Source organism: Pseudomonas pergaminensis, assembly GCF_024112395.2.
Lineage (GTDB): Bacteria > Pseudomonadota > Gammaproteobacteria > Pseudomonadales > Pseudomonadaceae > Aquipseudomonas > Aquipseudomonas pergaminensis.
The window spans coordinates 2050044-2074874 of record NZ_CP078013.2 but is presented as its reverse complement, the minus strand read 5'-3'; the positions used below and the strand labels follow the sequence as shown (position 1 = coordinate 2074874).

Annotated in this window: 22 protein-coding genes and 1 pseudogene; 5 read left to right on the top strand and 18 right to left on the bottom strand. The window is 59.3% G+C overall.

The features are described from left to right. Nucleotides 1–216: 216 nt before the first annotated feature. Nucleotides 217–732, top strand: a complete 516-nt coding sequence (fabA, locus tag KUA23_RS09525) for a 3-hydroxyacyl-[acyl-carrier-protein] dehydratase FabA (RefSeq protein WP_010211704.1) — start codon at nucleotides 217–219, stop codon at nucleotides 730–732. Nucleotides 733–743: 11 nt separating this feature from the next. Then, on the top strand, nucleotides 744–1964 hold the full coding sequence (gene fabB / locus KUA23_RS09520) for a beta-ketoacyl-ACP synthase I (RefSeq protein ID WP_252993819.1): 1221 nt from the start codon (nucleotides 744–746) through the stop codon (nucleotides 1962–1964). Between the two features lie 164 nt (nucleotides 1965–2128). Here fabB and KUA23_RS30255 read toward each other — a convergent pair whose 3' ends face one another. From KUA23_RS30255 to KUA23_RS09510, 3 genes and pseudogenes are all read right to left on the bottom strand, one after another. Then, the gene (locus tag KUA23_RS30255; protein WP_410896876.1) at nucleotides 2129–2992 is read right to left on the bottom strand and encodes a methyl-accepting chemotaxis protein; all 864 of its coding nucleotides are present in this window, start codon (nucleotides 2990–2992) and stop codon (nucleotides 2129–2131) included. Next, nucleotides 2984–3754, bottom strand: a pseudogene (locus KUA23_RS30250) (MCP four helix bundle domain-containing protein); the annotation flags it as partial. The pseudogene KUA23_RS30250 and the gene KUA23_RS30255, both read right to left, overlap by 9 nt. 95 nt (nucleotides 3755–3849) lie before the next feature. Continuing rightward, a complete protein-coding gene (locus KUA23_RS09510) occupies nucleotides 3850–4872 on the bottom strand; it encodes an amidohydrolase family protein (RefSeq protein WP_078047640.1) in 1023 nt (340 codons plus the stop codon). A gap of 141 nt (nucleotides 4873–5013) precedes the next feature. Here KUA23_RS09510 and KUA23_RS09505 point away from each other — a divergent pair, with 141 nt between their 5' ends. Then, nucleotides 5014–5430 (top strand): OsmC family protein, encoded by a 417-nt coding sequence (locus KUA23_RS09505; RefSeq protein WP_078047639.1) that lies wholly within the window; start codon nucleotides 5014–5016, stop codon nucleotides 5428–5430. Nucleotides 5431–5494: 64 nt separating this feature from the next. Continuing rightward, nucleotides 5495–6361 carry a pirin family protein gene (locus KUA23_RS09500; protein WP_100491182.1) on the top strand — a complete coding sequence of 289 codons (867 nt, stop codon included), beginning with the start codon at nucleotides 5495–5497 and terminating at the stop codon, nucleotides 6359–6361. A gap of 98 nt (nucleotides 6362–6459) precedes the next feature. On the opposite strand, the gene KUA23_RS09495 is transcribed toward KUA23_RS09500, so the two are convergent. The 4 genes from KUA23_RS09495 to KUA23_RS09480 form a co-directional block, all read right to left on the bottom strand. Then, nucleotides 6460–7188 carry a dienelactone hydrolase family protein gene (locus KUA23_RS09495; RefSeq protein WP_252993818.1) on the bottom strand — a complete coding sequence of 243 codons (729 nt, stop codon included), beginning with the start codon at nucleotides 7186–7188 and terminating at the stop codon, nucleotides 6460–6462. A 66-nt stretch (nucleotides 7189–7254) separates the two neighbouring features. Further along, entirely contained in the window at nucleotides 7255–9159 is a 1905-nt protein-coding gene (gene htpG, locus KUA23_RS09490; RefSeq protein WP_100492490.1) for a molecular chaperone HtpG, read from the bottom strand. An 89-nt stretch (nucleotides 9160–9248) separates the two neighbouring features. After that, nucleotides 9249–9701, bottom strand: a complete 453-nt coding sequence (locus tag KUA23_RS09485) for a PaaI family thioesterase (RefSeq protein WP_078047636.1) — start codon at nucleotides 9699–9701, stop codon at nucleotides 9249–9251. After that, nucleotides 9698–10174 (bottom strand): PaaI family thioesterase, encoded by a 477-nt coding sequence (locus KUA23_RS09480; protein WP_099493388.1) that lies wholly within the window; start codon nucleotides 10172–10174, stop codon nucleotides 9698–9700. The genes KUA23_RS09485 and KUA23_RS09480 overlap by 4 nt, the downstream gene beginning before the upstream one ends. A gap of 158 nt (nucleotides 10175–10332) precedes the next feature. Here KUA23_RS09480 and KUA23_RS09475 point away from each other — a divergent pair, with 158 nt between their 5' ends. After that, nucleotides 10333–10584: a hypothetical protein gene (locus KUA23_RS09475; protein ID WP_010211724.1), complete on the top strand. Its 252-nt coding sequence runs from the start codon at nucleotides 10333–10335 to the stop codon at nucleotides 10582–10584. Between the two features lie 90 nt (nucleotides 10585–10674). On the opposite strand, the gene KUA23_RS09470 is transcribed toward KUA23_RS09475, so the two are convergent. The 11 genes from KUA23_RS09470 to sdhC all read right to left on the bottom strand — a co-directional run bounded on the left by KUA23_RS09470 (nucleotide 10675) and on the right by sdhC (nucleotide 24673). Beyond that, nucleotides 10675–11412 (bottom strand): DUF599 domain-containing protein, encoded by a 738-nt coding sequence (locus KUA23_RS09470; protein ID WP_078047634.1) that lies wholly within the window; start codon nucleotides 11410–11412, stop codon nucleotides 10675–10677. 145 nt (nucleotides 11413–11557) lie between these two features. After that, nucleotides 11558–12871 (bottom strand): branched-chain amino acid transport system II carrier protein, encoded by a 1314-nt coding sequence (gene brnQ / locus KUA23_RS09465; protein ID WP_252993817.1) that lies wholly within the window; start codon nucleotides 12869–12871, stop codon nucleotides 11558–11560. Nucleotides 12872–13288: 417 nt separating this feature from the next. Further along, a complete protein-coding gene (gene sucD, locus KUA23_RS09460; protein ID WP_003172813.1) occupies nucleotides 13289–14170 on the bottom strand; it encodes a succinate--CoA ligase subunit alpha in 882 nt (293 codons plus the stop codon). Beyond that, nucleotides 14170–15336: an ADP-forming succinate--CoA ligase subunit beta gene (gene sucC, locus KUA23_RS09455; RefSeq protein WP_003190011.1), complete on the bottom strand. Its 1167-nt coding sequence runs from the start codon at nucleotides 15334–15336 to the stop codon at nucleotides 14170–14172. The genes sucD and sucC overlap by 1 nt, the downstream gene beginning before the upstream one ends. Nucleotides 15337–15540: 204 nt before the next feature. After that, entirely contained in the window at nucleotides 15541–16977 is a 1437-nt protein-coding gene (lpdA, locus tag KUA23_RS09450) for a dihydrolipoyl dehydrogenase (protein ID WP_252993816.1), read from the bottom strand. Between the two features lie 99 nt (nucleotides 16978–17076). Beyond that, on the bottom strand, nucleotides 17077–18306 hold the full coding sequence (odhB, locus tag KUA23_RS09445; protein WP_078047631.1) for a 2-oxoglutarate dehydrogenase complex dihydrolipoyllysine-residue succinyltransferase: 1230 nt from the start codon (nucleotides 18304–18306) through the stop codon (nucleotides 17077–17079). Between the two features lie 44 nt (nucleotides 18307–18350). Continuing rightward, nucleotides 18351–21182 carry a 2-oxoglutarate dehydrogenase E1 component gene (locus tag KUA23_RS09440; protein ID WP_099493386.1) on the bottom strand — a complete coding sequence of 944 codons (2832 nt, stop codon included), beginning with the start codon at nucleotides 21180–21182 and terminating at the stop codon, nucleotides 18351–18353. Nucleotides 21183–21444: 262 nt separating this feature from the next. Then, nucleotides 21445–22149 carry a succinate dehydrogenase iron-sulfur subunit gene (locus tag KUA23_RS09435; RefSeq protein WP_003172807.1) on the bottom strand — a complete coding sequence of 235 codons (705 nt, stop codon included), beginning with the start codon at nucleotides 22147–22149 and terminating at the stop codon, nucleotides 21445–21447. Nucleotides 22150–22160: 11 nt separating this feature from the next. Continuing rightward, the gene (gene sdhA, locus KUA23_RS09430) at nucleotides 22161–23933 is read right to left on the bottom strand and encodes a succinate dehydrogenase flavoprotein subunit (RefSeq protein ID WP_010211741.1); all 1773 of its coding nucleotides are present in this window, start codon (nucleotides 23931–23933) and stop codon (nucleotides 22161–22163) included. A 3-nt stretch (nucleotides 23934–23936) separates the two neighbouring features. After that, the gene (sdhD, locus tag KUA23_RS09425) at nucleotides 23937–24305 is read right to left on the bottom strand and encodes a succinate dehydrogenase, hydrophobic membrane anchor protein (protein ID WP_003172805.1); all 369 of its coding nucleotides are present in this window, start codon (nucleotides 24303–24305) and stop codon (nucleotides 23937–23939) included. Then, nucleotides 24299–24673, bottom strand: coding sequence for a succinate dehydrogenase, cytochrome b556 subunit (gene sdhC / locus KUA23_RS09420; RefSeq protein ID WP_003190005.1), 375 nt, complete (start codon nucleotides 24671–24673; stop codon nucleotides 24299–24301). The genes sdhD and sdhC overlap by 7 nt, the downstream gene beginning before the upstream one ends. Between the last annotated feature and the right edge of the window lie 158 nt (nucleotides 24674–24831).

Here is a 24831-nt window from a genome sequence, read left to right as displayed (position 1 = left end):
AAGACGAAAGTGCGGCAGTCTTAGGCACCCGAACGGGCCCATAAACAGGCCCGGTTTAAAATTTCAGTGAACAAGTGTACATTCAGTGCCTTGCCGCTGTGACTTTCACTACAACGCAATAGTCTATGTGTAGGCTGCCGACATGAGGCATGAACGCTTCATTCGGTTCGGGAAGATTTGCCCTACCCTGCCGCATGGGATTATTGAGGAGCTCGCATGACCAAACAAAACGCCTTTACTCGGGAAGACCTGCTGCGCTGCAGTCGCGGTGAGCTGTTCGGCCCAGGTAACGCGCAACTGCCCGCCCCGAACATGCTGATGGTGGATCGCATCACCCATATCAGCGAAGAGGGTGGCAAGTACGGCAAAGGTGAATTGGTCGCCGAGCTGGATATCACCCCGGACCTGTGGTTCTTCGCCTGCCATTTCGAAGGCGACCCTGTGATGCCAGGTTGCCTGGGCCTTGACGCCATGTGGCAACTGGTCGGTTTCTTCCTCGGCTGGCAAGGCCTGCCGGGTCGCGGTCGCGCCCTGGGTTCGGGCGAAGTGAAGTTCTTTGGCCAGGTCCTGCCGACCGCCAAGAAAGTCACCTACAACATTCAGATCAAGCGCGTCCTCAAGGGCAAGCTGAACCTCGCCATCGCCGATGGTTCGGTGAGCGTCGACGGTCGCGAGATCTATACTGCCGAAGGCCTTCGGGTCGGCGTATTCACTTCCACTGACAACTTTTAAGGGTTATCCGCATGCGCCGCGTCGTTATCACTGGTCTGGGCATTGTTTCTTGCCTGGGCAATGACAAAGAGACCGTCACCGCTAACCTGCGTGCAAGTCGCCCTGGCATCCGCTTCAACCCGGAATATGCCGAAATGGGTCTGCGTAGCCAGGTTTCCGGCTCCATCGACCTGCCCCTCGAAGAACTGATCGATCGCAAGATCTATCGCTTCGTCGGCCACGCTGCCGCCTACGCCTACCTGGCGATGAAAGACGCGATCGCCGACTCCGGTCTGAGCGAAGACCAGGTATCGAACGTACGCACCGGCCTGATCGCCGGCTCCGGCGGCGCATCGACCCTCAACCAGATGGAAGCGCTGGACATCCTGCGCGAAAAAGGCGTGAAGCGCGTTGGCCCGTACCGTGTTACACGGACCATGGGCAGCACCGTTTCGGCCTGCCTGGCCACGCCGTTCCAGATCAAGGGCGTGAACTACTCGATCTCCTCCGCGTGCGCCACCAGTGCTCACTGCATCGGTACTGCCGTCGAGCAGATCCAGCTGGGCAAGCAGGACATCGTCTTCGCCGGCGGCGGTGAAGAAGAGCATTGGAGCCAGTCGTTCCTGTTCGACGCCATGGGCGCGCTGTCCACCCAGTACAACGAAACCCCGGAAAAGGCCTCCCGCGCCTACGACGCCAAGCGTGACGGTTTCGTCATCGCCGGCGGTGGCGGCATGGTGGTGGTCGAGGAGCTGGAACACGCTCTGGCCCGTGGTGCCAAGATCTACGCGGAAATCGTTGGCTACGGCGCGACCTCCGACGGCTACGACATGGTTGCCCCAAGCGGTGAAGGCGCCATCCGTTGCATGCAGATGGCCATGTCCACTGTGGATACTACAATCGACTACCTGAACACCCACGGCACCTCGACTCCGGTCGGCGACGCCAAGGAAATGGAAGGCGTGCGTGCGGTATTCGGCGACAAGGCTCCGGCCATCAGCTCTACCAAGAGCCTGTCCGGTCACTCCTTGGGCGCCGCTGGCGTTCACGAAGCGATCTACTGCCTGCTGATGATGGAAGGCAACTTCATGGCCGGTTCGGCCAACATCGACGAGATTGATCCGGTGGTGGCTGACATGCCAATCCTGACCAAGACCGTTGAGAATGCAAAAATCGACACCGTGATGAGCAACAGCTTCGGCTTTGGTGGCACTAACGCTACCCTGGTGCTGAAACGCTGGCAGGGTCAGTAAGACCTGTAGCTTGATTGCATGAAAAAGCCCCGACTGGTTCGGGGCTTTTTTGTGGGTAATGGATTTGAGACCGAGTCGCCTTCATCGCAGGCAAGCCAGCTCCCACATTTGAAATACCTGTGGGAGCTGGCTTGCCCGCGATAGCGCCAACTCGGTACCCGGCCCTACACCGAAAACCGCGCCACCATCGAATTCAAATCCACCGCCAAGCGCGACAACTCCTGGCTCGCCGCACTGGTCTGATTCGCCCCGGTCGAGGTCTGATGCGCCAGGTCGCGGATGTTCATCAAGTTGCGATCCACCTCCCGCGCCACCGCCGCCTGTTGCTCGGATGCGCTGGCGATTACCAGGTTGCGCTCGTTGATCAAGGTGAACGCCGACGCAATTTCCTCCAGCGCCGTGCCCGCCGACTTGGCGATATCCAAGGTCGAACGCGCCCGCGTATTGCTCTGCTGCATCGAGCTGACCGCCTGATCGGTGCCCTGCTGAATGCCGCTGATCATCTGCTCGATTTCCTGGGTCGACTGCTGGGTGCGATGGGCCAGGGCGCGCACTTCATCGGCCACCACCGCAAAGCCACGCCCGGCATCCCCGGCGCGGGCGGCTTCAATGGCGGCATTCAGCGCCAGCAGGTTGGTCTGCTCGGCAATCGAGCGGATCACGTCGAGCACCTTGCTGATCCCATAGACCTTTTGCGCCAGGTCCTCGACCTGCGTCACGTTGTCTGTCACGTCAGTGGCCAGCGCCTCGATGGACACCACCGTCTGGTGCACCTGCTCGCGCCCGTGCTGGGCAATGCGGTCGGACTCGCGTGACGCCTGGGACGTGGCCACTGCATTGCTTGCCACCTCCTCCACCGCTGAGGTCATCTGATTGACCGCCGTGGCGGCCTGCTCGATTTCCTGATTCTGCTGGTGCAAGCCGCGGGTGGCGTCTTCGGTCACGCAACTGAGTTCTTCCGAGGCTGACGCCAACTGGTTGGAAGACTCGGAGATACGCCGGATGGTGTCGCGCAGGTTCTCCTGCATGCCCTTGAGCGCCTGCTGCAGGCGCGCCGGCTCGTCGTTGCCACTGACGCTGATCTCGCCCGTCAGATCGCCACTGGCCACGCCCTGGGCCACTTTCAACGACTGCGCCAGGGGCAGCACGATGCTGCGCGTCAGCCACACCGCCAGGCCGATGGTGATCAGCGCCGTGAGCACGATCATGCCGACCACCCAGCTGCGCGACTGGCTGAACACGCTCTGCGCCAGGCTGGCCGCCTGGTTGGCGTTGGCTTTGTTGAGGTTGACCAGTTCGTGCAGGGTCGCGGCCATTTCGTCGGCGATCTGGTTCATCTCGCCATTGACCACCCTGATCGCGTCTTCCAGCTGGTTGGCCTTGGAAAACCCCATGACCTGCTCCTGGCGTTGCAGGTATTGCTGCTCCTGGGCCTTGAAGCGATCAAACAGCGTGCGTTCCTCGGGCAGCACAATCAGCGCCTCGTAGAGGGTCTGCGCATGATGCAGGCCGCTTTTCAGGTCGCCCAGTTTCTGTTCGTTCTGCGCCAGCGCCTGGGAATCGCGGTTGACCAGCAGGCGCAAGGTCAGCGCCCGAACACGCAGCAAGTCCTGACTCATCTGCCCCACCGCCATCACGCTGGGCAGCCAGTTGTTCTCCACCTGGTCCGATTGCTGGCGCATATTGGCCATCTGCAACAGGGCAAAGCCGCCCAGGGCAAATACCATCAACGCCAATAGGCCAAACCCCAAGCCCGCGCGCGGGGCGATATTCAGACTTCTGATACTCATGCCTTGGCTCCTTCCAATTGCGCTGCATCCATTTGCAGCTGGCTCTTGAAAGGTATCGGCCTATTGCTCGTTTTGCGTAAGACGAAAACGCGATATCAACGCGCTACACCATCGCTCGGCGCTTTAGGCAGGATCGCCAAAAAGTTGTCCCGTGCGACTTTGCGAGCGACGTCCTCCGGCAGGGCATCCAGGAACGGGTCGAAGCGGCGCATTTCCTTACCGAGCTTGTTGAACCGCCCTACAACGTCCGAGCCCAGCATAAACCGCTCGGGGAAGCGCTCCACCAGCTTGACCCACTCCGGGCGCGGCAGCCCTGCGTCATCCAGCAAATACGGCGTGAGCATGCTCCAGGACAGGTCGATGTACAGGTTGGGGTAAGTCTCCAGCAGGCGGCTCAAGGTCGGCAGCAAAAAGTCCATCTGCACCTGATGGCGGTGGATTTCCTTGCTGGTGCCGGCATGGGCCCAAATGAAGCGGGTATGGGGATGGTTGCGCAGGGGCTGCTCGACCTCGGCCAGGTACAGCGGGTTGCGCTCGCGCTTGGAGGTGATGTTGGAGTGCAGCATCACGGGCAGGTCGTGTTCCGCCGCCAAGTGATAAATGCGGGTCATGGCTTCGTTATTGGCGCGTGGGGTGTCGCCGGCGGTGATGGCCGTGAGGTCGTCATGGCGGGTGAAGACTTCGCCGATGCCCTGCCACAGCCCCGGGTTGAGGTCGAGCATGCGCTGGATATGGGCCGCCGAGTTCTTGTCGTTGGGGTTGAAGCCGGACAGAAACGGATGAAAGCGTGGGCGCTGCTCAGGGGGCAGTTTGTTGACCGCTGCGGCCACGATCACGTCGGTGGCGCTGTACCAGTAGGCATCGGCATCGTCACCGGCGTAGTAGCGCGGGCGCTTGGGTTCGTCTTCGTGCCATTTCTTTGCGACCGGAATGCCGGAAATCATCACGTGCTCGATGCGGTTGTCAGCCATCGCCTTGAGCAGCTTGTCCATGCCGGCGGTTTCCTGGAAAAAATCGACGTAATGCAGGTGCGCATCGCTGTAGGCATAGTCGCGGGCCTGCACGGTAAGGCTGCTGGCGGCGAGCAACAGGGCAAGGCTCAGGCGGGTCCAGGGCACGGTAAAACCTCGATAAGGGCTGATACGGGTAGACCTTGTGCGCCCTGCCGGGGTTCATCCGGCAAAAAACGCGGAACACCGAAGTGCCAGCATGCTCTATAACTGCATGACCTTCATCCTGCCATCTTGTGATGGTTTGCCATGCCAGTTACCGTAAATACCCTGAACCAGGACAACTTCCGCCATAGCGTCACGATCAACAACCACGAGTTGTTCACCGACCTGCCCAAAAGCCTGGGTGGCGATGATTCGGCGCCCTCCCCCCATGACTACTTCGACGCCGCACTGGCCTCCTGCAAAGCCCTGACCGTAAAGCTTTACGCACAGAAAAAAGACATCCCGTTGACCGGTGTGACCGTGGAAGTCACCCACGATGCCGCCGAAGAACAAAAGGGCAAATACACACTCAACGTCAAGCTGACGCTCAAGGGCGTACTCACCGACGAACAACGCGATGAACTGCATCGCGTGGCCGATCGCTGCCCGGTGCACAAGCTGATGACCACCGCCGAGATCAGCATCGACACCCAACTGTCGGAAGGCGCGTTCAGCCAATAGCGGCAACCTCCCGTCGAGCGGGTTATGCTCAGCAGCATCTAACCCGCTCAGACTGGGACGCACCATGACCACCCTTACCGTGATCCGCCCTCGCCCCGAAGATGTCGAAGGCCAACCTATCCTGCGCCCGCTGCCTTCGCGGGAATGCCGCAGCGTCGGGCCTTTTGTGTTTTTTGACCACATGTTGCTCACCCGCTATGCGCCGGGTGACGGCATGAATATCCGCCAACATCCGCATATCGGGCTGTCGACCCTCACCTACCTGTTTGAAGGCGCGTTGCAGCACAAAGACAGCCTGGGCTCGGACCAAGTGGTGCAGGCCGGCGACGTCAGCTGGATGACCGCCGGCAGCGCCATCGCTCACGTCGAACGCACCCCCGAAGCAGTCAGGGCCGAAGGTTTCAGCCTGCACGGGTTGCAGGTGTGGCTGGCCTCCCCCAAGGACCACGAGACCGGGCCGGGGCACTACAGCCATCACCCGGCAGCCAGCCTGCCGGTGAGTGACAACCTGGGCGTGCAGATACGCCTGATCGCGGGCGATGGGTTCTGCCTCAAATCGCCGGTGCCGGTGCTGTCGCCCACGCTGTATGCCGAGGTGCAGATGCAAACGGCCACAACCCTGCTGATTCCGGATGAGCATGAGGAACGCGCGGTGTATGTGCTGGAGGGGGAAGCGCAGTTGGACGGCGAGACGCTTGAAGTGCACAGCCTGGTGGTGCTGCCGGCTGGTCAGGAGATGACACTGTTTGCCGAAAGCGATTGCCACCTGGTGGTGTTTGGCGGTGCGCCGCTGGATGGGCCTCGGCGGATCAATTGGAATTTTGTCGCGAGTGATCCGGCGGTGATCGAACAGGCCAGGCAGCGGTGGGCGGCTGGGGATTGGCCGACGGTGCCGGGTGAGTCTGAAAGAATTGAGTTGCCGGTGAGGTAGCATTCGCGAGCAAGCCCGCTCCCACATTTGACGGTGTTCACAAGTCAAAATGTGGGAGCGGGCTTGCTCGCGAAGAGGCCAAAACAGGCGCTGAAAAATCAGCCCTTGAACACTTCATCCAGCAAGTTATGCATCGACTGGAAAGCCCGCTTGGCCGTCTTCGCGTCGTACATCATCTTGCCCGGCAAATTCGCATGCGGGTCGGTGAAGGAATGCACCGCGCCGCCGTAGCTCAGCAATTGCCAATCCACGCCGGCCGCGTTCATTTCATCTTCGAACGCCGGCAGTTGCTCTTTAGGGACCAACGGGTCAGAAGCGCCATGCAGGACCAGCACTGAGCCCTTGATGTTCTTCGCATCCGCCGGGTTTGGCGTGTCGAGGGTGCCGTGGAACGAGATGGCAGCCTTGACCGGCGCACCGGTACGCGCCAGCTCCAGGGAGCAGCAACCGCCGAAGCAGAAACCGAAGGTCGCCAGTTTCGAGGTATCAACCGCTGCCTCGGTCTGGCCCTGCAGTTGCTCGAAGGCCGCCTGCATGCGCTTGTTCAACAATGCACGGTCGTTCTTCAACGGCATCATCGCAGCGCCGGCTTCATCGCCATTCGACGGGCGTACGGTCTGCCCGTACAGGTCGGCGATCAGTACCACGTAGCCCTTGCCGGCCACGCTTTTGGCAATTTCTTCAGCACCCGCACTCACCCCCATCCAGTTCGGCGCCATCAGCAGGCCGGGCAACGGGCCCGTGTGGCTGGCATCGAACGCGAGGCGGCTTTCGTAAGACTGGCCATCAATCTGATAGACCACGGAACGTACAGTGACTTGGCTCATCATTTACTCCAGTTGAGGTGCACTAGAACGAAAAAACCCGCCGAAGCGGGTTTTTCTACAACGGGGTCAGACCGACAGCTCTACCAACAACTTGTTAAGGCGGCGCACATAGGCGGCCGGGTCTTTCAGGCTGTCACCAGCGGCCAGGGCCGCCTGGTCGAAGAGGATGTGCGACAGGTCGCCAAAACGCTCTTCGCTCTGCTCGCCATCGAGCTTCTCGATCAGCGGGTGAGCCGGGTTGAATTCGAAGATCGGCTTGGAATCCGGAACCTTCTGACCGCTGGCTTCGAGGATCTGGCGCATCTGCATGCCCAGGTCCTGCTCGCCGATGGCCAGGATCGCCGGGGAATCCGTCAGGCGGTGGGAAACCCGCACTTCGCTGACCGCATCGCCCAGGGACGCCTTGATCCGCTCAACCAGGCCCTCTTTGGACTTGGCGACTTCTTCGGCTTCTTTCTTCTCTTCTTCGGAATCCAGATTACCCAGGTCCAGGTCACCACGGGCCACGTCGACGAAGGACTTGCCATCGAACTCGTTGAGGTAGCTCATCAGCCACTCATCGATACGGTCAGTCAGCAGCAGCACTTCGATGCCTTTCTTGCGGAAGACTTCCAGGTGCGGGCTGTTCTTGACCTGTGCGTAGGTTTCGCCGGTGAGGTAGTAGATCTTGTCCTGACCTTCCTTGGCGCGCGCCAAGTATTCGGCCAGCGACACAACCTGCTCGCCGTCGTCGCCCTGGGTGGAGGCAAAACGCAGCAGGCCGGCGATTTTTTCCTTGTTGGCAAAATCTTCCGCCGGGCCTTCTTTCATGACCTGGCCGAAGTTTTTCCAGAAACCTTTGTATTGCTCAGGCTCGTTCTTCGCCAGTTTTTCCAGCATGTCGAGCACGCGCTTGGTCAGCGCCGACTTCATGGAGTCGATGATCGGGTCTTTCTGCAGGATTTCCCGCGACACGTTCAGCGACAGGTCGTTGGAGTCGACCACGCCTTTGATGAAGCGCAGGTACAGCGGCAGGAAGGATTCCGCCTGGTCCATCACGAACACGCGCTGCACGTAGAGCTTCAGGCCTTTTGGCGCTTCACGCTGGTACAGGTCGAACGGAGCGCGGGCCGGTACGTAGAGCAACGAGCTGTATTCCAGCTTGCCTTCGACCTTGTTGTGGCTCCAGCTCAGCGGGTTTTCGTAGTCGTGACCGATGTGCTTGTAGAACTCCTGGTATTCCTCGTCCTTGATCTCGGTACGCGGACGGGTCCACAGCGCGCTGGCGCGGTTGACCACTTCCCATTCCTGGGCAGGTGCCTCTTCGCCTTCGGCGGCCGCTTGTTCTTTCGGCAGCTCGATCGGCAAAGCGATGTGGTCGGAGTACTTCTTGACGATGTTGCGCAGGCGCCAGCCATCGGCGAATTCGTCTTCACCGGATTTCAGGTGCAAGACGATGCGGGTACCACGGTCGGCCTTGTCGATAGTGGCGATTTCGAACTCGCCCTCGCCTTTGGACGACCAGTGCACGCCTTCGCTGGCGTCGAGGCCGGCGCGGCGGCTGAATACTTCAACCTTGTCGGCCACGATAAAGGCCGAGTAGAAGCCCACGCCAAACTGGCCGATCAGGTGCGAATCCTTCTTCTGGTCGCCCGACAGGTTCTTCATAAAGTCGGCAGTACCGGATTTGGCGATGGTCCCCAGGTGGGTGATCGCATCTTCGCGGCTCATGCCGATACCGTTGTCTTCGATCGTGACGGTCTTGGCGTCCTTGTCAAAGCTCACGCGGATTTTCAGTTCGGCGCCACCTTCCAGCAACTCAGGCTTGGACAGGGCTTCGAAACGTAATTTGTCGACAGCGTCAGAGGCGTTCGAGATCAATTCGCGAAGGAAGATTTCCTTGTTGGAATACAGCGAATGGATCATGAGGTGCAGCAGTTGCTTCACCTCGGTCTGGAAGCCCAGGGTTTCCTTTTGAGTTTCCACACTCATGGTCATCAAACTCCAATTGGATGGCAGTGGCCGCGCCCTAAAGGGTTGGCGGCGGGTTGTCATCAAAGTTGGGGGCTAAGACCAGGATTTCAAGGGCAGCTTGGTTCCTCGATCTTGAAATGCGCGCGGGCAGTGGCGATCGGCTCAGACGCAGTGCTTTGCCAAGCGGTAATCGCCACGTTCGCCACCCGTCGGCCCTGGCGCCACACCTGGCACTTGGCGTAAGTGTCGCGAAACTGGCCGGCGCGCAGGTAATCCAGGGAAAAATCGATGATTTTCGGAAAGCCTGGCGCGCCGGTGAACACCAGCAGATGCAATGCAGCGGACAGCTCCATGAAGCCCGCAATCACGCCGCCGTGGAGAGCCGGCAATATAGGGTTACCAATATTGTCCTTGTTGGCCGGCAATCGAAACAGCAACTCATCCCCCAGCCGGGTGCATTCGATGCCGATCAGCTTGGCGTAGGGAACCAGGCTCAGCAGCGCCTCGTAATCGCCGCGCTCGTGGGCCTGCTCCAGGCGAGTCTTGAATCGGTGCGTCATGGTTGCTCTCCCTTGATCGTGTTGCCCAGTCCTTGCGCGCCCTTGAGGCGCTTGCCCATGCGCATGAATGTGCCCACCACATGGGCGATGGGTTCCTGCGGATCGTCCTGGTAGGCAAAGCCACGGGTGAAGATCACGTCGGTGGTCACCCGGTAGCATTGGGCAAAGCCGTACACAGGTTTATGTGGCGCGGCGGGATGCATGTAGTCAACGCGCAGGTCCAGGGTCGGGCACACTTCGAATTCGGGTAAAACGCACAGGGTCGCCATGCCGCACGCGGTGTCCATCAGCGAGGTCAGCGCACCGCCGTGGATCACGCCGGTCCGGGGGTCGCCGACCAGATGCGGTGCGTAGGGCATGATCAGCGTGATGCCGTCTGCGTTGGCATGATGAGCGGTAATACCCAGCACTTGGCAATGGCGCAAGGCCGAGACAAAGCGTGTCGCACGCTCTAACAAGGGGTTTTCGGTCATTCGTTCCAGACTCTTATTAGTGTTGATCCGCAGAATGGGTGGGGCGGGCAAAAGTTCCGGCTAGTCAGCGATTTATATATCTATGGAATAAAAGGAACTAATGCCGAACCGCCATGCTCGAAAGGCCAGTAGATATCTTCAATAAGGAGAAACACCCCATGCGCAAGACTTTAGCTATTTCCATGATGTTGGCCGCTGCCCTCGGTCTCGCTGCCTGCGATAAGAAATCCGAAGACAAAGCCCAAGACGCCGCAGCACATTCTGAGCAAGCTCAGAAAGATATGGCCAAGGCTCAGGATAAAGTGAACGACGCTGCGAAAGAAAACGCCGATGCTGCCAAAGCTCAGGCTGAATCGAACGAAGCCGCCGCAAAAGAAGCAGCACCTGCTACCCCTGCCACCGGTTCTTGAGACCGCGGTTTGAAATAGCTTCGCTGCAAAAAGAAAGCCCGCTTAGATAGCGGGCTTTTCTTTGCCTGGCTTTTTTATTTGAAGGGTTAGTTAACCGGCTTCTTTAACCGCTTCCGGTGGCGGTGTGTCCGTCTGGGTATACACCATCACTTGCAAGACGTCGGAGTGAAACTCCCGACGGTACAGCACCAACACCACCCCACTGCTCATCAACATGAACAACCAGGGGCTGACAAACCACGCCAGCATGGTCATGCCGAAGTAATAAGCCCGCAGGCCAAAGTTGAACTGGTTGGCGGCCATGGAAATCACCCGCGCCGCCCGCAGGGCAAACGCCCGGCGCTCCTGTTCGGACACATGTCGCTCGCCGATCATCGGCGCCGAGCCCACCAGCACCGCCGCGAAGTTGTACTGGCGCATGCACCAACTGAACGTGAAGAACGCATAGACAAACACCAACGCCAAACACAGCAGCTTGATCTCCGACATGCCCTGGGAAGCCTGTTGCACCATGGGGATATCTGCCAGCAACGACACCGCACGCTCCGAGGCACCCAGCACGGTAAGAATACCGGCCAGGATGATCAGGGTGCTGGAGGCAAAGAATGAGGCATTGCGCTCCAGGTTGCCGATCACACTGGCGTCGGCGATACGGTTATCGCGCAGCAGCATCCGGCGCATCCAGTCTTCGCGATACAGGTGCAGCACACTGGCCAGGCACGCGGTATCCCGGGCCTTCCAGGTGGCATAACGGGTGTAGCCGCCCCAGCACAGGACGAACCAGAGCGCGGCAAGCAGGTGGATCTGATTGGTTTCGACGAACGACATGCGGGTCCTATCAACGTTGGTTGGGTGAACACAATCTATTCTTGGAGCTGGCAAGCCAGCGCCTACAGGATCGTGTTCTATAAGCATAAAAAATGCCCCGTATCGATTGATACGAGGCATTTCCTTGTAACGTAAACCCGGTTATTTAAGCGATGGCTTCGCTGCGCTTACCAAGCATGCGATCGACCCCAAACGCCACGGCCAGTGTCATCACCGATGGCACCAACCACGCCAGGCCCTGCTCGCTCAGTGGCAGGTGCGCCAACTGCGCAGGCAGCCAGTCCGCCAGGCCCGCGCCCTTGAGCGCGTCGATGCAACCGAAGATGAACGACACCAGCATTACCGGGCCAACGATGCGGCCCTGCTCCTGCCAGAAGTCTTTGCAGAAGCTCAGCGCCACCAGCACGATGCACGGCGGGTAGATCGCGGTGAGCACCGGGATCGAGAACGCAATCAGCTTGGTCAGGCCCAGGTTCGACACAAACAGCGAGAACAGCGCGAGGATCACCACCAATGCCTTGTAGGACAGCGGAAGGATTTTGCTGAAGTACTCGGCGCAGGCGCAGGTCAGGCCCACCGCCGTCACCAGGCACGCCAGGGAGATCAGTACCGCCAGGAAGCCGCTGCCCAGGGAGCCAAACGTGTGTTGCACATAGGCGTGCAGCACCGCCGCGCCATTGCTGGCACCGGCCGCCACGGCATGGCTGCCCGAGCCCAGGCGGAACAGGCTGACATACACCAGGGCCAGGCCCACGCCGGCAATCAGCCCGGCAATGATCGCGTAGCGGGTGATCAACTGCGGGGATTCCACGCCACGGGAACGAATGGCGTTGACGATCACGATGCCGAACACCAGGGCGCCCAGGGTATCCATGGTCAGGTAGCCATTGATGAAGCCTTGGGAGAACGGTGCAGCCACGTATTCCGGCGTGGCAACGCCCACATCACCGGCCGGCAAGGCAAACGCGGCGATACCGAGGATGGCCAGGGCGATGATCTTCAGTGGCGCCAAAAAACGCCCAACGGTGTCCAGCAGTCGACCTGGGTACAGGGAAACGAAGAACACCACCAGGAAGTACACCGAGCTGTAGAGGAACAGCGCCAGCGCGCTTTCGCCGGTCAGCGGCGCCAGGCCCACCTCGAACGAGACGGTCGCGGTGCGCGGGGTGGCGAACAGCGGCCCTACCGCCAGGTACGCCGCCGCCGCCAGCAGCCCACCGGCGATCTTGCCGATCGGGCTGCTCAACGCGTCCATGCCGCCGCCAACCTTGGCCAGGGCGATCACGGTGACCACCGGCAGGCCAACGGCGGTGATCAGGAAGCCCAGCGCTGCCATCCAGACATGAGGCCCGGACTGCAAACCAACGATAGGCGGGAAGATGATGTTGCCAGCGCCCACGAACAGGGCAAACGTCATGAAGCCCAGCGCCAGGATGTCCTGGCTTTTCAACACTTTCATTTGAGGAAATACCACACTACTGAATCGGAATTTAGAGAGGGATTCCCTATGGATGAGGGAAATACTGCCGGCCCTTATGGGAGCCGACCGGTCTAGCGCGCGGCTTCCTTTTGGGATGCGGACGCATAAAGAGGCAGCTAGGGTACAGAATTGGGCTGACAAACGCACTGTTGCGGGGCGGACTGTCCGATAAGCGACATCTCTATGTCGCGTTTTCATACTTAATCTGGCAATGCAGATAAATCTGGGAGGGGGCTTGCCCCCGATGGCGGAGTGTCAGTCACTGTATTTGTTAACTGACCCACTGCAATCGGGGGCAAGCCCCCTCTCACATTTTGATCTTTATTAAACCCCAGAACGCACAAAGGCCACCCGAAGGTGGCCTTTGTGGGGTGAAGCGTCAGTTAAGCGCGAGGCTTACTTGACAGCCCAACCGGTCAGCTCGGCCAGGGCCTTGCCGATGTCTGCCAGCGAACGCACGGTTTTTACGCCTGCGTCTTGCAGTGCAGCGAATTTCTCGTCTGCAGTGCCTTTGCCGCCAGAGATGATTGCGCCAGCATGGCCCATGCGCTTGCCAGCAGGGGCAGTCACACCAGCGATGTAGGAAACAACCGGCTTGGTTACGTGTGCCTTGATGTAGGCAGCCGCTTCTTCTTCAGCCGAACCGCCGATCTCACCGATCATTACGATCGCTTCGGTCTTCGGGTCTTCCTGGAACAGCTTCAGGATGTCGATGAAGTTCGAACCTGGGATCGGGTCACCGCCGATGCCGACGCAAGTCGACTGACCGAAACCGGCGTCAGTGGTCTGCTTCACAGCTTCGTAGGTCAGGGTGCCGGAACGGGAAACGATACCGACTTTACCTGGCAAGTGAATGTGACCTGGCATGATGCCGATCTTGCATTCGCCTGGAGTGATCACGCCTGGGCAGTTAGGGCCGATCAGGACTACGCCCAGCTCGTCGCACTTAACTTTAGCGTCCAGCATGTCCAGGGTAGGAATGCCTTCGGTGATGCAGACGATCAGCTTGATGCCGCCGAATGCTGCTTCCAGGATCGAGTCCTTGCAGAAAGGAGCTGGAACGTAGATCACGCTGGCGGTGGCGCCAGTGGCAGCTACAGCGTCTTTCACGGTGTTGAACACTGGCAGGCCCAGGTGCTCGGTGCCGCCTTTACCCGGTGTTACGCCGCCAACCATCTTGGTGCCGTATTCGATGGCTTGCTGGGTGTGGAAACTACCTTGCGAACCGGTAATACCCTGGCAGATAACTTTGGTGTCTTTATTGATCAGGACGCTCATTATTTGCCCTCCGCAGCTTTGACAACTTGTTGAGCAGCGTCGGTCAGGCTGGTAGCCGCGATGATGTTCAAACCGCTTTCTGCCAGTACTTTAGCGCCCAGTTCAGCGTTGTTACCTTCAAGGCGAACAACAACCGGGATTTTAACGCCAACTTCTTTCACTGCACCGATGATGCCTTCGGCAATCATGTCGCAACGAACGATGCCGCCGAAGATGTTGACCAGTACTGCAGCGACGTTGGAGTCGGACAGGATGATCTTGAAGGCTTCGGTTACGCGTTCTTTGGTAGCACCACCGCCCACGTCGAGGAAGTTGGCTGGTTTGCCGCCATGCAGGTTGACGATGTCCATGGTACCCATGGCCAGGCCAGCACCGTTGACCATGCAACCAATGTTACCTTCCAGCGCTACGTAGTTCAGTTCGAACTTGGCAGCGTGCGCTTCGCGCGGATCGTCTTGCGACGGATCGTGGAAAGTCTTCAGCTTAGGCTGACGGTACATGGCGTTGGCGTCGATGTTGATCTTGGCGTCCAGGCAGTGCAGATCGCCGTCAGCCTTGATCACCAGCGGGTTCACTTCCAGCAGGGCCAGATCGTGATCCTGGAACAGTTTGGCCAGACCTACGAAGATCTTGGCGAACTGGGCAACTTGCTTGCCTTCCAGACCCAACTGGAAAGCCAGCTCGCGACCCTGGAATGGCTGAGCGCCAACCAGTGGATCGATAGTGGCTTTCAGAATTTTTTCTGGGGTTTCGTGAGCGATCTTCTCGATGTCCACGCCACCTTCGGTGGACGCCATGAACACGATGCGACGGCTCGAACGGTCAACGACAGCGCCCAGGTACAGCTCTTTAGCGATATCAGTGCACGATTCAACCAGGATCTTGGTGACTGGCTGGCCATTGGCATCAGTCTGGTAAGTCACCAGACGCTTGCCCAGCCACTGCTGTGCGAAGGCCTTGGCGTCTTCTTTGCTGCGAACCAGCTTAACGCCGCCCGCTTTACCGCGACCACCGGCGTGGACCTGGGCTTTGACAACCCACTCGCTGCCGCCGATTTTGTCGCAAGCTTCTGCTGCTGCTTCCGGGGTGTCTACTGCGTAGCCCTTGGAAACTGGCAGGCCGTATTCAGCGAACAGCTGCTTACCCTGATACTCGTGAAGATTCATGCTTTTTACCGTCTTCGTTAGGTACTGCGCATTCGGCGCTGCGCTCATTATGAGTGCCGCGCCACCTGTGACTGCTGCTTGCGCAACTTGCGGGGCTCAAGGCCCGTAAAGCTGCGCAAGACTGCGTCCAGCGGATATTCCGCGGTGAGTCTTGCGCGCAAGGCTCACGACGGGCAACTCCGCCGTGGTTTCTTATTATCTCGCTTAGCGCTTCTTCTTGTTGGCGATGTGGATGGCGCCGCCATTCACTGCCAACGCGGCTTCATGCAGCGCTTCGGACAGGGTCGGATGAGAGAAGACCATCATGCCCAGATCCTCGGCACTGGTGCCGAATTCCATACCGATCGCGCCTTGCTGAACCAGTTCTGCAGCGCTTGGGCCAATCACGTGGACGCCCAATACGCGGTCCGTCTTGGCATCAGCGATGACTTTGACAAAACCACCGGTGTCGTTGGCTGCCATGGCACGGCCAGAAGCAGCGAACGGGAAGGTGCCGACGTTAACTTCAACGCCTTCAGCTTTCAACTGCTGTTCGTTCTTGCCGACCCATGCAATTTCCGGGTGGGTGTAGATAACCGATGGGATCAGGTCGTAGTTCATCTGGGTTTTGTGGCCCTTGATGCGCTCGACAACCATGATGCCTTCTTCGGAAGCCTTGTGCGCCAGCATCATGCCGCGAACCACGTCACCGATGGCGTAGACGCCCGGCACGGTGGTAGCGCAGTGATCGTCAACGTGGATGAAACCACGCTCGTCGATGTTTACACCGCTGTCGGAAGCCAGCAGGTCGGTGGTCACTGGACGGCGACCCACGGCCACGATCAGCTTGTCGAACGTGATGGTCTGCTCGCCGTCTTTGTCGGTGTAGGTCACGACAACTTCTTCACCGTTGACCTTGGAACCGGTCACACGGGCGCCCAGCTTGATGTCCAGACCTTGTTTGGTCAGGGTTTTCAGCGCTTCTTTCGACACGGCGGTGTCGGCAGCCAGCAGGAACGTATCCAGGGCTTCCAGCACGGTGACTTCAGAACCCAGGCGGGACCATACCGAACCCAGTTCCAGGCCAATCACGCCAGCGCCGATCACGCCCAGGCGCTTAGGCACGGCTTGGAATTCCAGGGCGCCGGTCGAGTCGACGATCACGTTCTGGTCAACCGGAGCCGGTGGAATGTCGATTGGGCGCGAACCTGGAGCCAGGATCACGTTCTCGGCTTCGACGACTTCTACCGAACCGTCTGGCTTGGTGATTTCAACTTTCTTGCCCGCCAGCAGCTTGCCGTGGCCTTGCAGGGAAGTCACGCCGTTGGCCTTGAACAAGGTGGCAACGCCGGAGGTCAGGCCTTTAACGATGTTGGCTTTACGGCCGACCATTGCGGGTACGTCCATGGTCACGCCAGCATGGTTGATGCCGTGGATCGCGAAACCGTCTTGGGCTTCGTGGAATTTCCAGGAGCTGTCCAGCAGCGCCTTGGAAGGAATGCAACCGACGTTCAGGCAAGTACCGCCCAGTGCCAGTTTGCCTTCCTTGTCGGTGTATTTTTCGATGCAAGCAGTCGAGAGGCCCAGTTGTGCGGCCTTGATGGCGGCGACGTAGCCGCCAGGACCGGCACCAATCACTACAACGTCAAATTTCTGCGACATGAAAATAGTTCCTCTATTCAGCGACAAGCTTCAAGCGACAAGCCGCAAGCCAAGCTGCTTTTTCCTACAGCTTGTAGCTCGCAACTTGCCGCTGCGTCTTTAGATGTCCAGCAGCAGACGAGCCGGGTCTTCCAGCAGGTTCTTGATGGTCACCAGGAAAGTCACGGCTTCTTTACCATCGATCAGGCGGTGATCGTAAGACAGTGCCAGGTACATCATCGGGCGGATCACGACTTGGCCGTTGATGGCCATCGGACGCTGGATGATGTTGTGCATGCCCAAGATCGCAGCTTGTGGCGGGTTGACGATCGGGGTCGACATCATCGAACCGAAGGTACCACCGTTGGTGATGGTGAAGGTACCGCCGGTCATCTCGTCGATGGTCAGCTTACCGTCACGGGCTTTCTTGCCGAAGGTAGCGATGCCGCCTTCGATTTCAGCCAGGCTCATCAGTTCGGCGTTACGCAGTACCGGCACCACCAGGCCACGGTCGCTGGACACGGCAACGCCGATGTCTGCGTAGCCATGGTAAACGATGTCGTTGCCGTCGATGGAAGCGTTGACTGCCGGGAAGCGTTTCAGCGCTTCGGTGGCCGCTTTCACGAAGAAGGACATGAAGCCCAGGCGCACGCCGTTGTGGGACTTCTCGAACAGGTCCTTGTACTTCGAGCGCAGGGCCATGACTTCCGTCATGTCGACTTCGTTGAACGTGGTCAGCATCGCCATGTTCGACTGTGCTTCAACCAGGCGCTTGGCCACGGTGGCACGTACACGGGTCATCGGTACACGCTTCTCGGTGCGGTCGCCAGCGGCGAACACAGGCGCAGCGGCAGCCGGGGCAGCAGCCTTGGCTGGCGCGGCGGCTGGCGCGTTTTTCTTGGCTTCAACAGCGGCAACCACGTCTTCCTTGGTGATGCGACCGTCTTTGCCGGTGCCTTTGACGGACGCCAGGTTGATGCCGTTCTCTTCAGCCAGCTGACGGGCAGCCGGTGCAGCGATCGGGTCTTCAGCGCCAGCAGCCGGAGCGGCGGCAGGAGCCGAGGCAGCAGCAGCCGGTGCAGCAGCGGCGGCAGGAGCGGCAGCAGCAGCGCTGCCCTCTTCGATCGAGCCCAGGACTTCGTTCGACAGAACGGTAGCGCCTTCTTCGGCAACGATTGCACCCAGCACGCCGTCAGCTTCGGCCAACACTTCCAGCACAACTTTGTCGGTCTCGATGTCGACGATCAGGTCGTCACGCTTTACGGCGTCGCCTGGTTTCTTGTGCCAGGTGGCAACGGTGCCATCGGCAACCGATTCCGGGAATGACGGGGCTTTGATTTCGATAGCCATTATCTGTGGGTCCTTAAAATTCGGTTTCAGTCAGCGCGAAGGCGTTAAACAGTGAAAGCATCTTGCAGCAGTTTTTCCTGCTGCTCGGCGTGCATCGACGCATAACCACACGCAGGTGCAGCGGAAGCATCACGGCCGGCATATTCCAGGCCCAGGGCCTTGTTGTGGTTGCCGATGCTGCGACGCAGGTGATGCTGGCTGCTGTACCACGCGCCCTGGTTCATCGGTTCTTCCTGGCACCACACCACGTTAGTGAGGTTGGTGTAAGGCGCGATGGCCTCCATCAGGTCGTCTTCCGGGAACGGGTAAAGCTGCTCGATACGCACGATGGCGATGTCTTCGCGGCCTTCGGCACGGCGTTTTTCCAGCAGGTCGTAGTAGACCTTGCCGCTGCACAGGACCAGGCGAGTCACCTTGGCCGCGTCCAGCGTGTCGATTTCTGGAATAACGGTCTGGAACGAACCATCAGCCAGATCTTCCAGGGTCGAGATGGCCAATTTATGACGCAACAGCGACTTCGGCGTCAGCACTACCAGCGGCTTGCGCAGCGGGCGGATCACCTGGCGACGCAGCAAGTGGTAGATCTGGGCCGGGGTAGTCGGCACGCACACCTGGATGTTGTGCTCGGCGCACAGCTGCAGGTAACGCTCCAGACGGGCCGAGGAGTGCTCAGGACCCTGGCCTTCATAACCGTGTGGCAACAGCATGGTCAGACCGCACAGGCGGCCCCACTTGTGCTCGCCGCTGGTGATGAACTGGTCGATAACCACTTGGGCACCGTTGGCGAAGTCGCCGAACTGGGCTTCCCAGATCACCAGCGCGTTTGGCGTGGTGGTCGAGTAACCGTATTCGAACGCCAGCACGGCTTCTTCGGACAGGAACGAGTCGTACAGGTCGAAACGTGGCTGGCCTTCGTACAGGTTCTGCAACGGGATGTAGGTGCCCGCGTCTTTCTGGTTGTGCAGCACGGCATGACGGTGCGAGAACGTACCGCGGCCGATGTCCTGGCCGGTCATGCGGATCGGGTGGCCTTCGAACGCCAGGGTCGCGTACGCCATGGTTTCGGCGTAACCCCAGTTGATCGGCAGGCCGCCGGCTTGCATCTTCTGACGGTCTTCGTAGATCTTCGCAACCTGGCGCTGCACCACGAAGCCTTCTGGAATTTCCAGCAGCTTGGCGGACAGTTCCTGCAGGGTCTTCAGATCGAACGAAGTGTCGTGACGCGCAGTCCAGGCATGGCCCAGGTACGGACGCCAGTCCACGAACAGCTCTTTGTTCGGCTCTTTGACCAGGCTTTTCACTACGTGCAGACCATTGTCCAGCGCGTTGCGGTATTCATCGACCTTGGCCTGAACACGCGCATCGTCAACCACGCCGGCCTTGGTCAGGCTTTCGGCGTACAGCTCACGGGTGGTGCGCTGCTTGGTGATCTGCTGGTACATCAACGGCTGGGTGCCGCTTGGTTCGTCGGCTTCGTTGTGACCGCGACGGCGGTAGCAGACCAGGTCGATCACCACATCACGCTTGAACTGCATGCGGTAGTCGATGGCGAGTTGGGTCACGAACAGCACGGCTTCCGGATCATCACCATTCACATGGAGGATCGGCGCCTGGATCATCTTGGCAACGTCGGTGGCGTACTCGGTGGAACGCGCGTCCAGCGGGTTGCTGATGGTGAACCCGACCTGGTTGTTGATGACGATGTGAACGGTACCGCCCGTCTTGAAGCCGCGAGTCTGCGACATCTGGAAGGTTTCCAGGACCACGCCTTGACCGGCGAATGCCGCGTCGCCGTGGATGGAAATCGGCAGGACCTTCTCACCCGTGGTGTCATTACGACGATCCTGGCGAGCACGCACCGAACCCTCGACCACTGGAGAAACGATTTCCAGGTGGGATGGGTTGAAGGCCATGGCCAGGTGAACTTCACCGCCGGTGGTCATCACGTTGGACGAGAAGCCCTGGTGGTATTTAACGTCACCGGAACCCAGCTCGACCTTCTTCTTGCCTTCGAACTCGTCGAACAGCTCACGCGGGTTCTTGCCGAAGGTGTTGACCAACACGTTCAAGCGACCACGGTGGGCCATGCCGATCACGATTTCCTTGGTGCCGTAGGAACCGGAACGCTGGATCAGCTCGTCGAGCATCGGGATCAGGCTTTCGCCGCCTTCCAGGCCGAAACGCTTGGTGCCCGGGTATTTGGTGCCCAGGTATTTTTCCAGGCCTTCGGCAGCGGTTACGCGCTCGAGCAGGTGGCTGCGTACGTCGGCAGACAGCACCGGACGACCACGCACACCTTCCAGGCGATGCTGGAACCAGTGGCGTTGCTCGGAATCGGTGATGTGCGTGAACTCAGCGCCAATGGTGCGGCAATATGTCTGCTGCAACGCTTCGTGAATTTCGCGTAGGCTCGCTTCCTCTTTGCCGATGAACAGGTCGCCGGCACGGAAGGTCGTATCAAGATCGGCATTGGTCAAGCCGTAATGATTGATCGACAGGTCAGCAGGTGCAGGACGCTTCCAGAGCCCCAGCGGGTCAAGCTGGGCCGCCTGGTGGCCACGCATCCGGTAGGCCTGGATCAGTCGCAGTACTTCAACTTGCTTCTTCTCGTGCTCACTACTCACGCTCCCGGCGGAAACCGGTTGGGCGCGGCGCTGGTTCTTTGCCAGCAGCACAAACTGATCGCGAATTGTTGCATGCGATACATCGGTGGCAGCGTTGCCGTCTGAAGACAACGTCTGAAATTTGGTGCGCCATTCTTCTGGCACAGCGTTAGGGTCGTGCAGGTAGAGCTCATAAAGCTCTTCCACATAGGCAGCGTTACCACCTGAAAGATAGCCGCTGTTCCACATGCGCTGCATCACGCTTTCTTGCATGCTTGGTCACCCTCGATTTGGGGACACCACCGGCGAAAACACCGAGTTTGCTTGCAAAAGGCCAAGTGCAGCGACCAAAACAAGCCACTTAGGATCACGCTGATAGTTCGGGTACCAACCCGAATGCCCCTGCTTGTCTCATTTCTTCAAAATAAGAGCCGCGGCTTTGTAAGTCGCTGCTCAAGTTAAAACTACGGCGCCGGTTGAAGCCTGCGCCGTAGCATTTACGGGCACAACGGTCCTGCCTTTACTACAACGTCGGTTACACGCCGCTCTGCAGCAGCATGTTACGGATGTGACCAATGGCCTTAGTCGGGTTCAGGCCTTTGGGACATACGTTGACGCAGTTCATGATCCCGCGGCAGCGGAATACGCTGAACGGGTCATCCAGCGAAGCCAGACGCTCGGACGTCTTGGTATCACGGCTGTCTGCCAGGAAGCGGTACGCTTGCAGCAGGGCAGCTGGGCCCAGGAACTTGTCCGGGTTCCACCAGAAGGACGGGCACGAAGTCGAGCAGCAAGCGCACAGGATGCACTCGTACAGACCGTCGAGCTTCTCGCGCTCTTCCGGGGACTGCAGACGCTCGATGGCCGGAGCCGGCGTATCGTTCTGCAGGAACGGCTTAACTTTCTCGTATTGCTTGTAGAAGATGCTCATATCGACGACCAGGTCACGGATAACCGGCAAACCTGGCAGAGGACGAACGATCAGCTTGTTGCCTTTAACGACGGCGGACAGCGGCGTGATGCACGCCAGGCCGTTTTTGCCGTTGATGTTCATGCCGTCGGAACCGCACACACCTTCACGGCAAGAGCGACGATAGGAGAAACCTTCGTCCTGCTCTTTGATCAGTGCCAATACATCCAGCACCATCAGGTCTTTACCACCGGTATCGACCTGGAATTCCTGCATGAACGGCGCAGCGTCCTGATCAGGGTTGTAGCGATAAACACTGACTTTCAACATGGCAGCCACCCTTAGTAAGTCCGAATCTTCGGTTCAAACGTCGGAACCGTCTTCGGCGAGAAGTTCACGGCACGCTTGGTCACGCGCTTGTCACCCGGGAAGTACAGGGTGTGGCACAGCCAGTTTTCGTCGTCGCGATCTTCAAAGTCTTCACGGGCGTGGGCACCACGGGATTCCTTACGAACCTCGGCGGCGATTGCGGTCGCTTCAGCCACTTCCAGCAGGTTTTGCAGTTCAAGGGCTTCGATACGAGCGGTGTTGAACGCCTGGCTCTTATCGTTGATCTTGACGTTGGCGATGCGCTTGCGCAGGTCAGCCAGCTGGGCGATACCCTTCTGCATGTATTCGCCGGTACGGAATACACCGAAGTAGTTCTGCATGCAGCTTTGCAGCTCGCGACGCAGGGTAGCCACGTCTTCGCCATCAGTGCGCTCGTTCAGAGCGTTCAGGCGCGCTAGGGCGGCCTCGATGTTGGCGTCGGTAGCGTCGTCGTATTCGATGCCGTCGGTCAGCGCCTTTTCCAGGTGCAGGCCGGCGGCACGGCCGAAGACCACCAGGTCGAGCAGCGAGTTGCCGCCCAAGCGGTTGGCACCGTGAACCGATACGCACGCCACTTCGCCTACAGCGAACAGACCGTGGATGATCTCGTCCTCGCCTTCGGCGTTCTGGGTGATCGCCTGGCCATGAATGTTGGTCGGCACGCCGCCCATCATGTAGTGGCAAGTCGGAACAACCGGAACCGGAGCAACCACCGGGTCAACGTGGGCAAAGGTCTTGGACAGCTCGCAGATACCTGGCAGGCGGCTGTGCAGGACTTCTTCGCCGAGGTGATCGAGCTTCAGCAGTACGTGGTCGCCATTCGGGCCACAGCCGTTGCCGGCGATGATTTCTTTAACCATCGAACGAGCCACAACGTCACGACCAGCAAGGTCTTTCGCGTTCGGAGCGTAACGCTCCATGAAACGCTCGCCGTGCTTGTTGATCAGGTAACCGCCTTCACCACGGCAACCTTCTGTAACCAGTACACCGGCGCCGGCAATGCCGGTTGGGTGGAACTGCCACATTTCGATGTCTTGCACCGGTACGCCAGCACGCAGTGCCATGCCAACGCCGTCGCCAGTGTTGATCAGGGCGTTGGTGGTCGACGCGTAGATACGGCCTGCACCGCCCGTCGCCAGCACGGTAGCCTTGGCGCGGATGTAGGTGGTTTCGCCGGTTTCGATGCAGATGGCGATTACACCAACGAACTCGCCTTGTGCGTTCTTCACCAGGTCGACCGCGTAGTACTCGTTCAGGAACGTGGTACCGGCTTTCAGGTTGCCCTGATAAAGGGTGTGCAGCAGCGCGTGACCGGTACGGTCGGACGCGGCGCAGGTACGGGCAGCCTGCCCGCCTTTACCGTAATCCTTCGACTGGCCGCCGAATGGACGCTGGTAGATACGGCCTTGCTCGGTACGGGAGAACGGCAGACCCATGTGGTCCAGCTCGAACACCGCGGCCGGGCCTTCCTGACACATGTATTCGATAGCGTCCTGGTCACCGATGTAGTCGGAACCCTTGACGGTATCGTACATGTGCCAGCGCCAGTCATCGTTCGGGTCGGCGGAGGCAATGGCGCAGGTGATGCCACCCTGGGCCGATACGGTGTGGGAACGGGTCGGGAACACCTTGGTGATCACGGCAGTCTTGTGACCGCCCTGGGCCAGCTGCAGCGCAGCGCGCATGCCAGCACCGCCGCCACCAATAATGATGGCGTCGAATGAAATAGTTGGAATGTTAGCCATGAATCAGATACCCCAAAGAATCTGCACACCCCAGACGAAGTAAGCGAACATCGCGACGCCGCATACTGCCTGGAAGAGGAAACGTACTGCAGTCGCGGACTTGCCCAGCGCCATCGGCGTCAGGTAGTCGGTCGCGATGGTCCACATGCCTACCCAGGCGTGTGCGCCCAGGGCAACAAGGGCCAGCAGACTGAAGATTCGCATCGCATTGTGGGAAAACAGGCCGTGCCATTGCTCATAGCCGATGCCCGGGTTTGCGACGAGGTATCCGATCAGGAAAATGAAATAAGCCGCGAGAACGACCGCAGACACACGCTGTGCCATCCAGTCATAGAGGCCCGAACGCGAAAGGTTCGTAACGCTGGTTACCATATCCAAACTCCTGCCAGAACGATCAGCACCACGGAAATGGCGATGATGATTTTCGAGCCCAGGCGGCCGCCTTCCAGCGTCTCACCGATGCCCATGTCCATGATCAAGTGGCGCACACCGGCTACCAGGTGATACAGAAGAGAAGACAGGAGGCCCCATGCTACGAACTTGGCCAGCGGGCTGGTCAAGCATGCCTTCACCTCGGCGTATCCTTCCTCGGAACCCAGGGATTTGCTCAATGCATAAAGCATGATGCCCAAGCCCAGGAACAGGATGATGCCGGAAACACGGTGCAGGAACGACGTAACGCCGGTGATGGGGAGTTTGATGGTCCTTAGGTCTAGGTTTACAGGTCGTTGGCTATTCACGGCTTTTTTTCACACTGAAGAGCCCCTAACAATCAGGGCAAAGTTGTTGGGGAGTGCACTGGTCAGGTAAGCACCACCCAGGGAGTGCGACCCCCAATGAAAGCAAGCCCAAAAGCCCTTGGCGGTCGGTGGCCGAGTATAGACAGTTAGGTTACTAA

Bases quoted from the DNA above. Each gene is read 5' to 3' on its own strand.
- fabA (WP_010211704.1), top strand. From the start codon at position 217: ATGACCAAACAAAACGCCTTTACTCGGGAAGACCTGCTGCGCTGCAGT.
- fabB (WP_252993819.1), top strand. From the start codon at position 744: ATGCGCCGCGTCGTTATCACTGGTCTGGGCATTGTTTCTTGCCTGGGC.
- KUA23_RS30255 (WP_410896876.1), bottom strand. From the start codon at position 2,992: ATGCAGGAGAACCTGCGCGACACCATCCGGCGTATCTCCGAGTCTTCC.
- KUA23_RS09505 (WP_078047639.1), top strand. From the start codon at position 5,014: ATGCCAGTTACCGTAAATACCCTGAACCAGGACAACTTCCGCCATAGC.
- KUA23_RS09500 (WP_100491182.1), top strand. From the start codon at position 5,495: ATGACCACCCTTACCGTGATCCGCCCTCGCCCCGAAGATGTCGAAGGC.
- KUA23_RS09495 (WP_252993818.1), bottom strand. From the start codon at position 7,188: ATGAGCCAAGTCACTGTACGTTCCGTGGTCTATCAGATTGATGGCCAG.
- htpG (WP_100492490.1), bottom strand. From the start codon at position 9,159: ATGAGTGTGGAAACTCAAAAGGAAACCCTGGGCTTCCAGACCGAGGTG.
- KUA23_RS09485 (WP_078047636.1), bottom strand. From the start codon at position 9,701: ATGACGCACCGATTCAAGACTCGCCTGGAGCAGGCCCACGAGCGCGGC.
- KUA23_RS09480 (WP_099493388.1), bottom strand. From the start codon at position 10,174: ATGACCGAAAACCCCTTGTTAGAGCGTGCGACACGCTTTGTCTCGGCC.
- KUA23_RS09475 (WP_010211724.1), top strand. From the start codon at position 10,333: ATGCGCAAGACTTTAGCTATTTCCATGATGTTGGCCGCTGCCCTCGGT.
- KUA23_RS09470 (WP_078047634.1), bottom strand. From the start codon at position 11,412: ATGTCGTTCGTCGAAACCAATCAGATCCACCTGCTTGCCGCGCTCTGG.
- brnQ (WP_252993817.1), bottom strand. From the start codon at position 12,871: ATGAAAGTGTTGAAAAGCCAGGACATCCTGGCGCTGGGCTTCATGACG.
- sucD (WP_003172813.1), bottom strand. From the start codon at position 14,170: ATGAGCGTCCTGATCAATAAAGACACCAAAGTTATCTGCCAGGGTATT.
- sucC (WP_003190011.1), bottom strand. From the start codon at position 15,336: ATGAATCTTCACGAGTATCAGGGTAAGCAGCTGTTCGCTGAATACGGC.
- lpdA (WP_252993816.1), bottom strand. From the start codon at position 16,977: ATGTCGCAGAAATTTGACGTTGTAGTGATTGGTGCCGGTCCTGGCGGC.
- odhB (WP_078047631.1), bottom strand. From the start codon at position 18,306: ATGGCTATCGAAATCAAAGCCCCGTCATTCCCGGAATCGGTTGCCGAT.
- KUA23_RS09440 (WP_099493386.1), bottom strand. From the start codon at position 21,182: ATGCAAGAAAGCGTGATGCAGCGCATGTGGAACAGCGGCTATCTTTCA.
- KUA23_RS09435 (WP_003172807.1), bottom strand. From the start codon at position 22,149: ATGTTGAAAGTCAGTGTTTATCGCTACAACCCTGATCAGGACGCTGCG.
- sdhA (WP_010211741.1), bottom strand. From the start codon at position 23,933: ATGGCTAACATTCCAACTATTTCATTCGACGCCATCATTATTGGTGGC.
- sdhD (WP_003172805.1), bottom strand. From the start codon at position 24,305: ATGGTAACCAGCGTTACGAACCTTTCGCGTTCGGGCCTCTATGACTGG.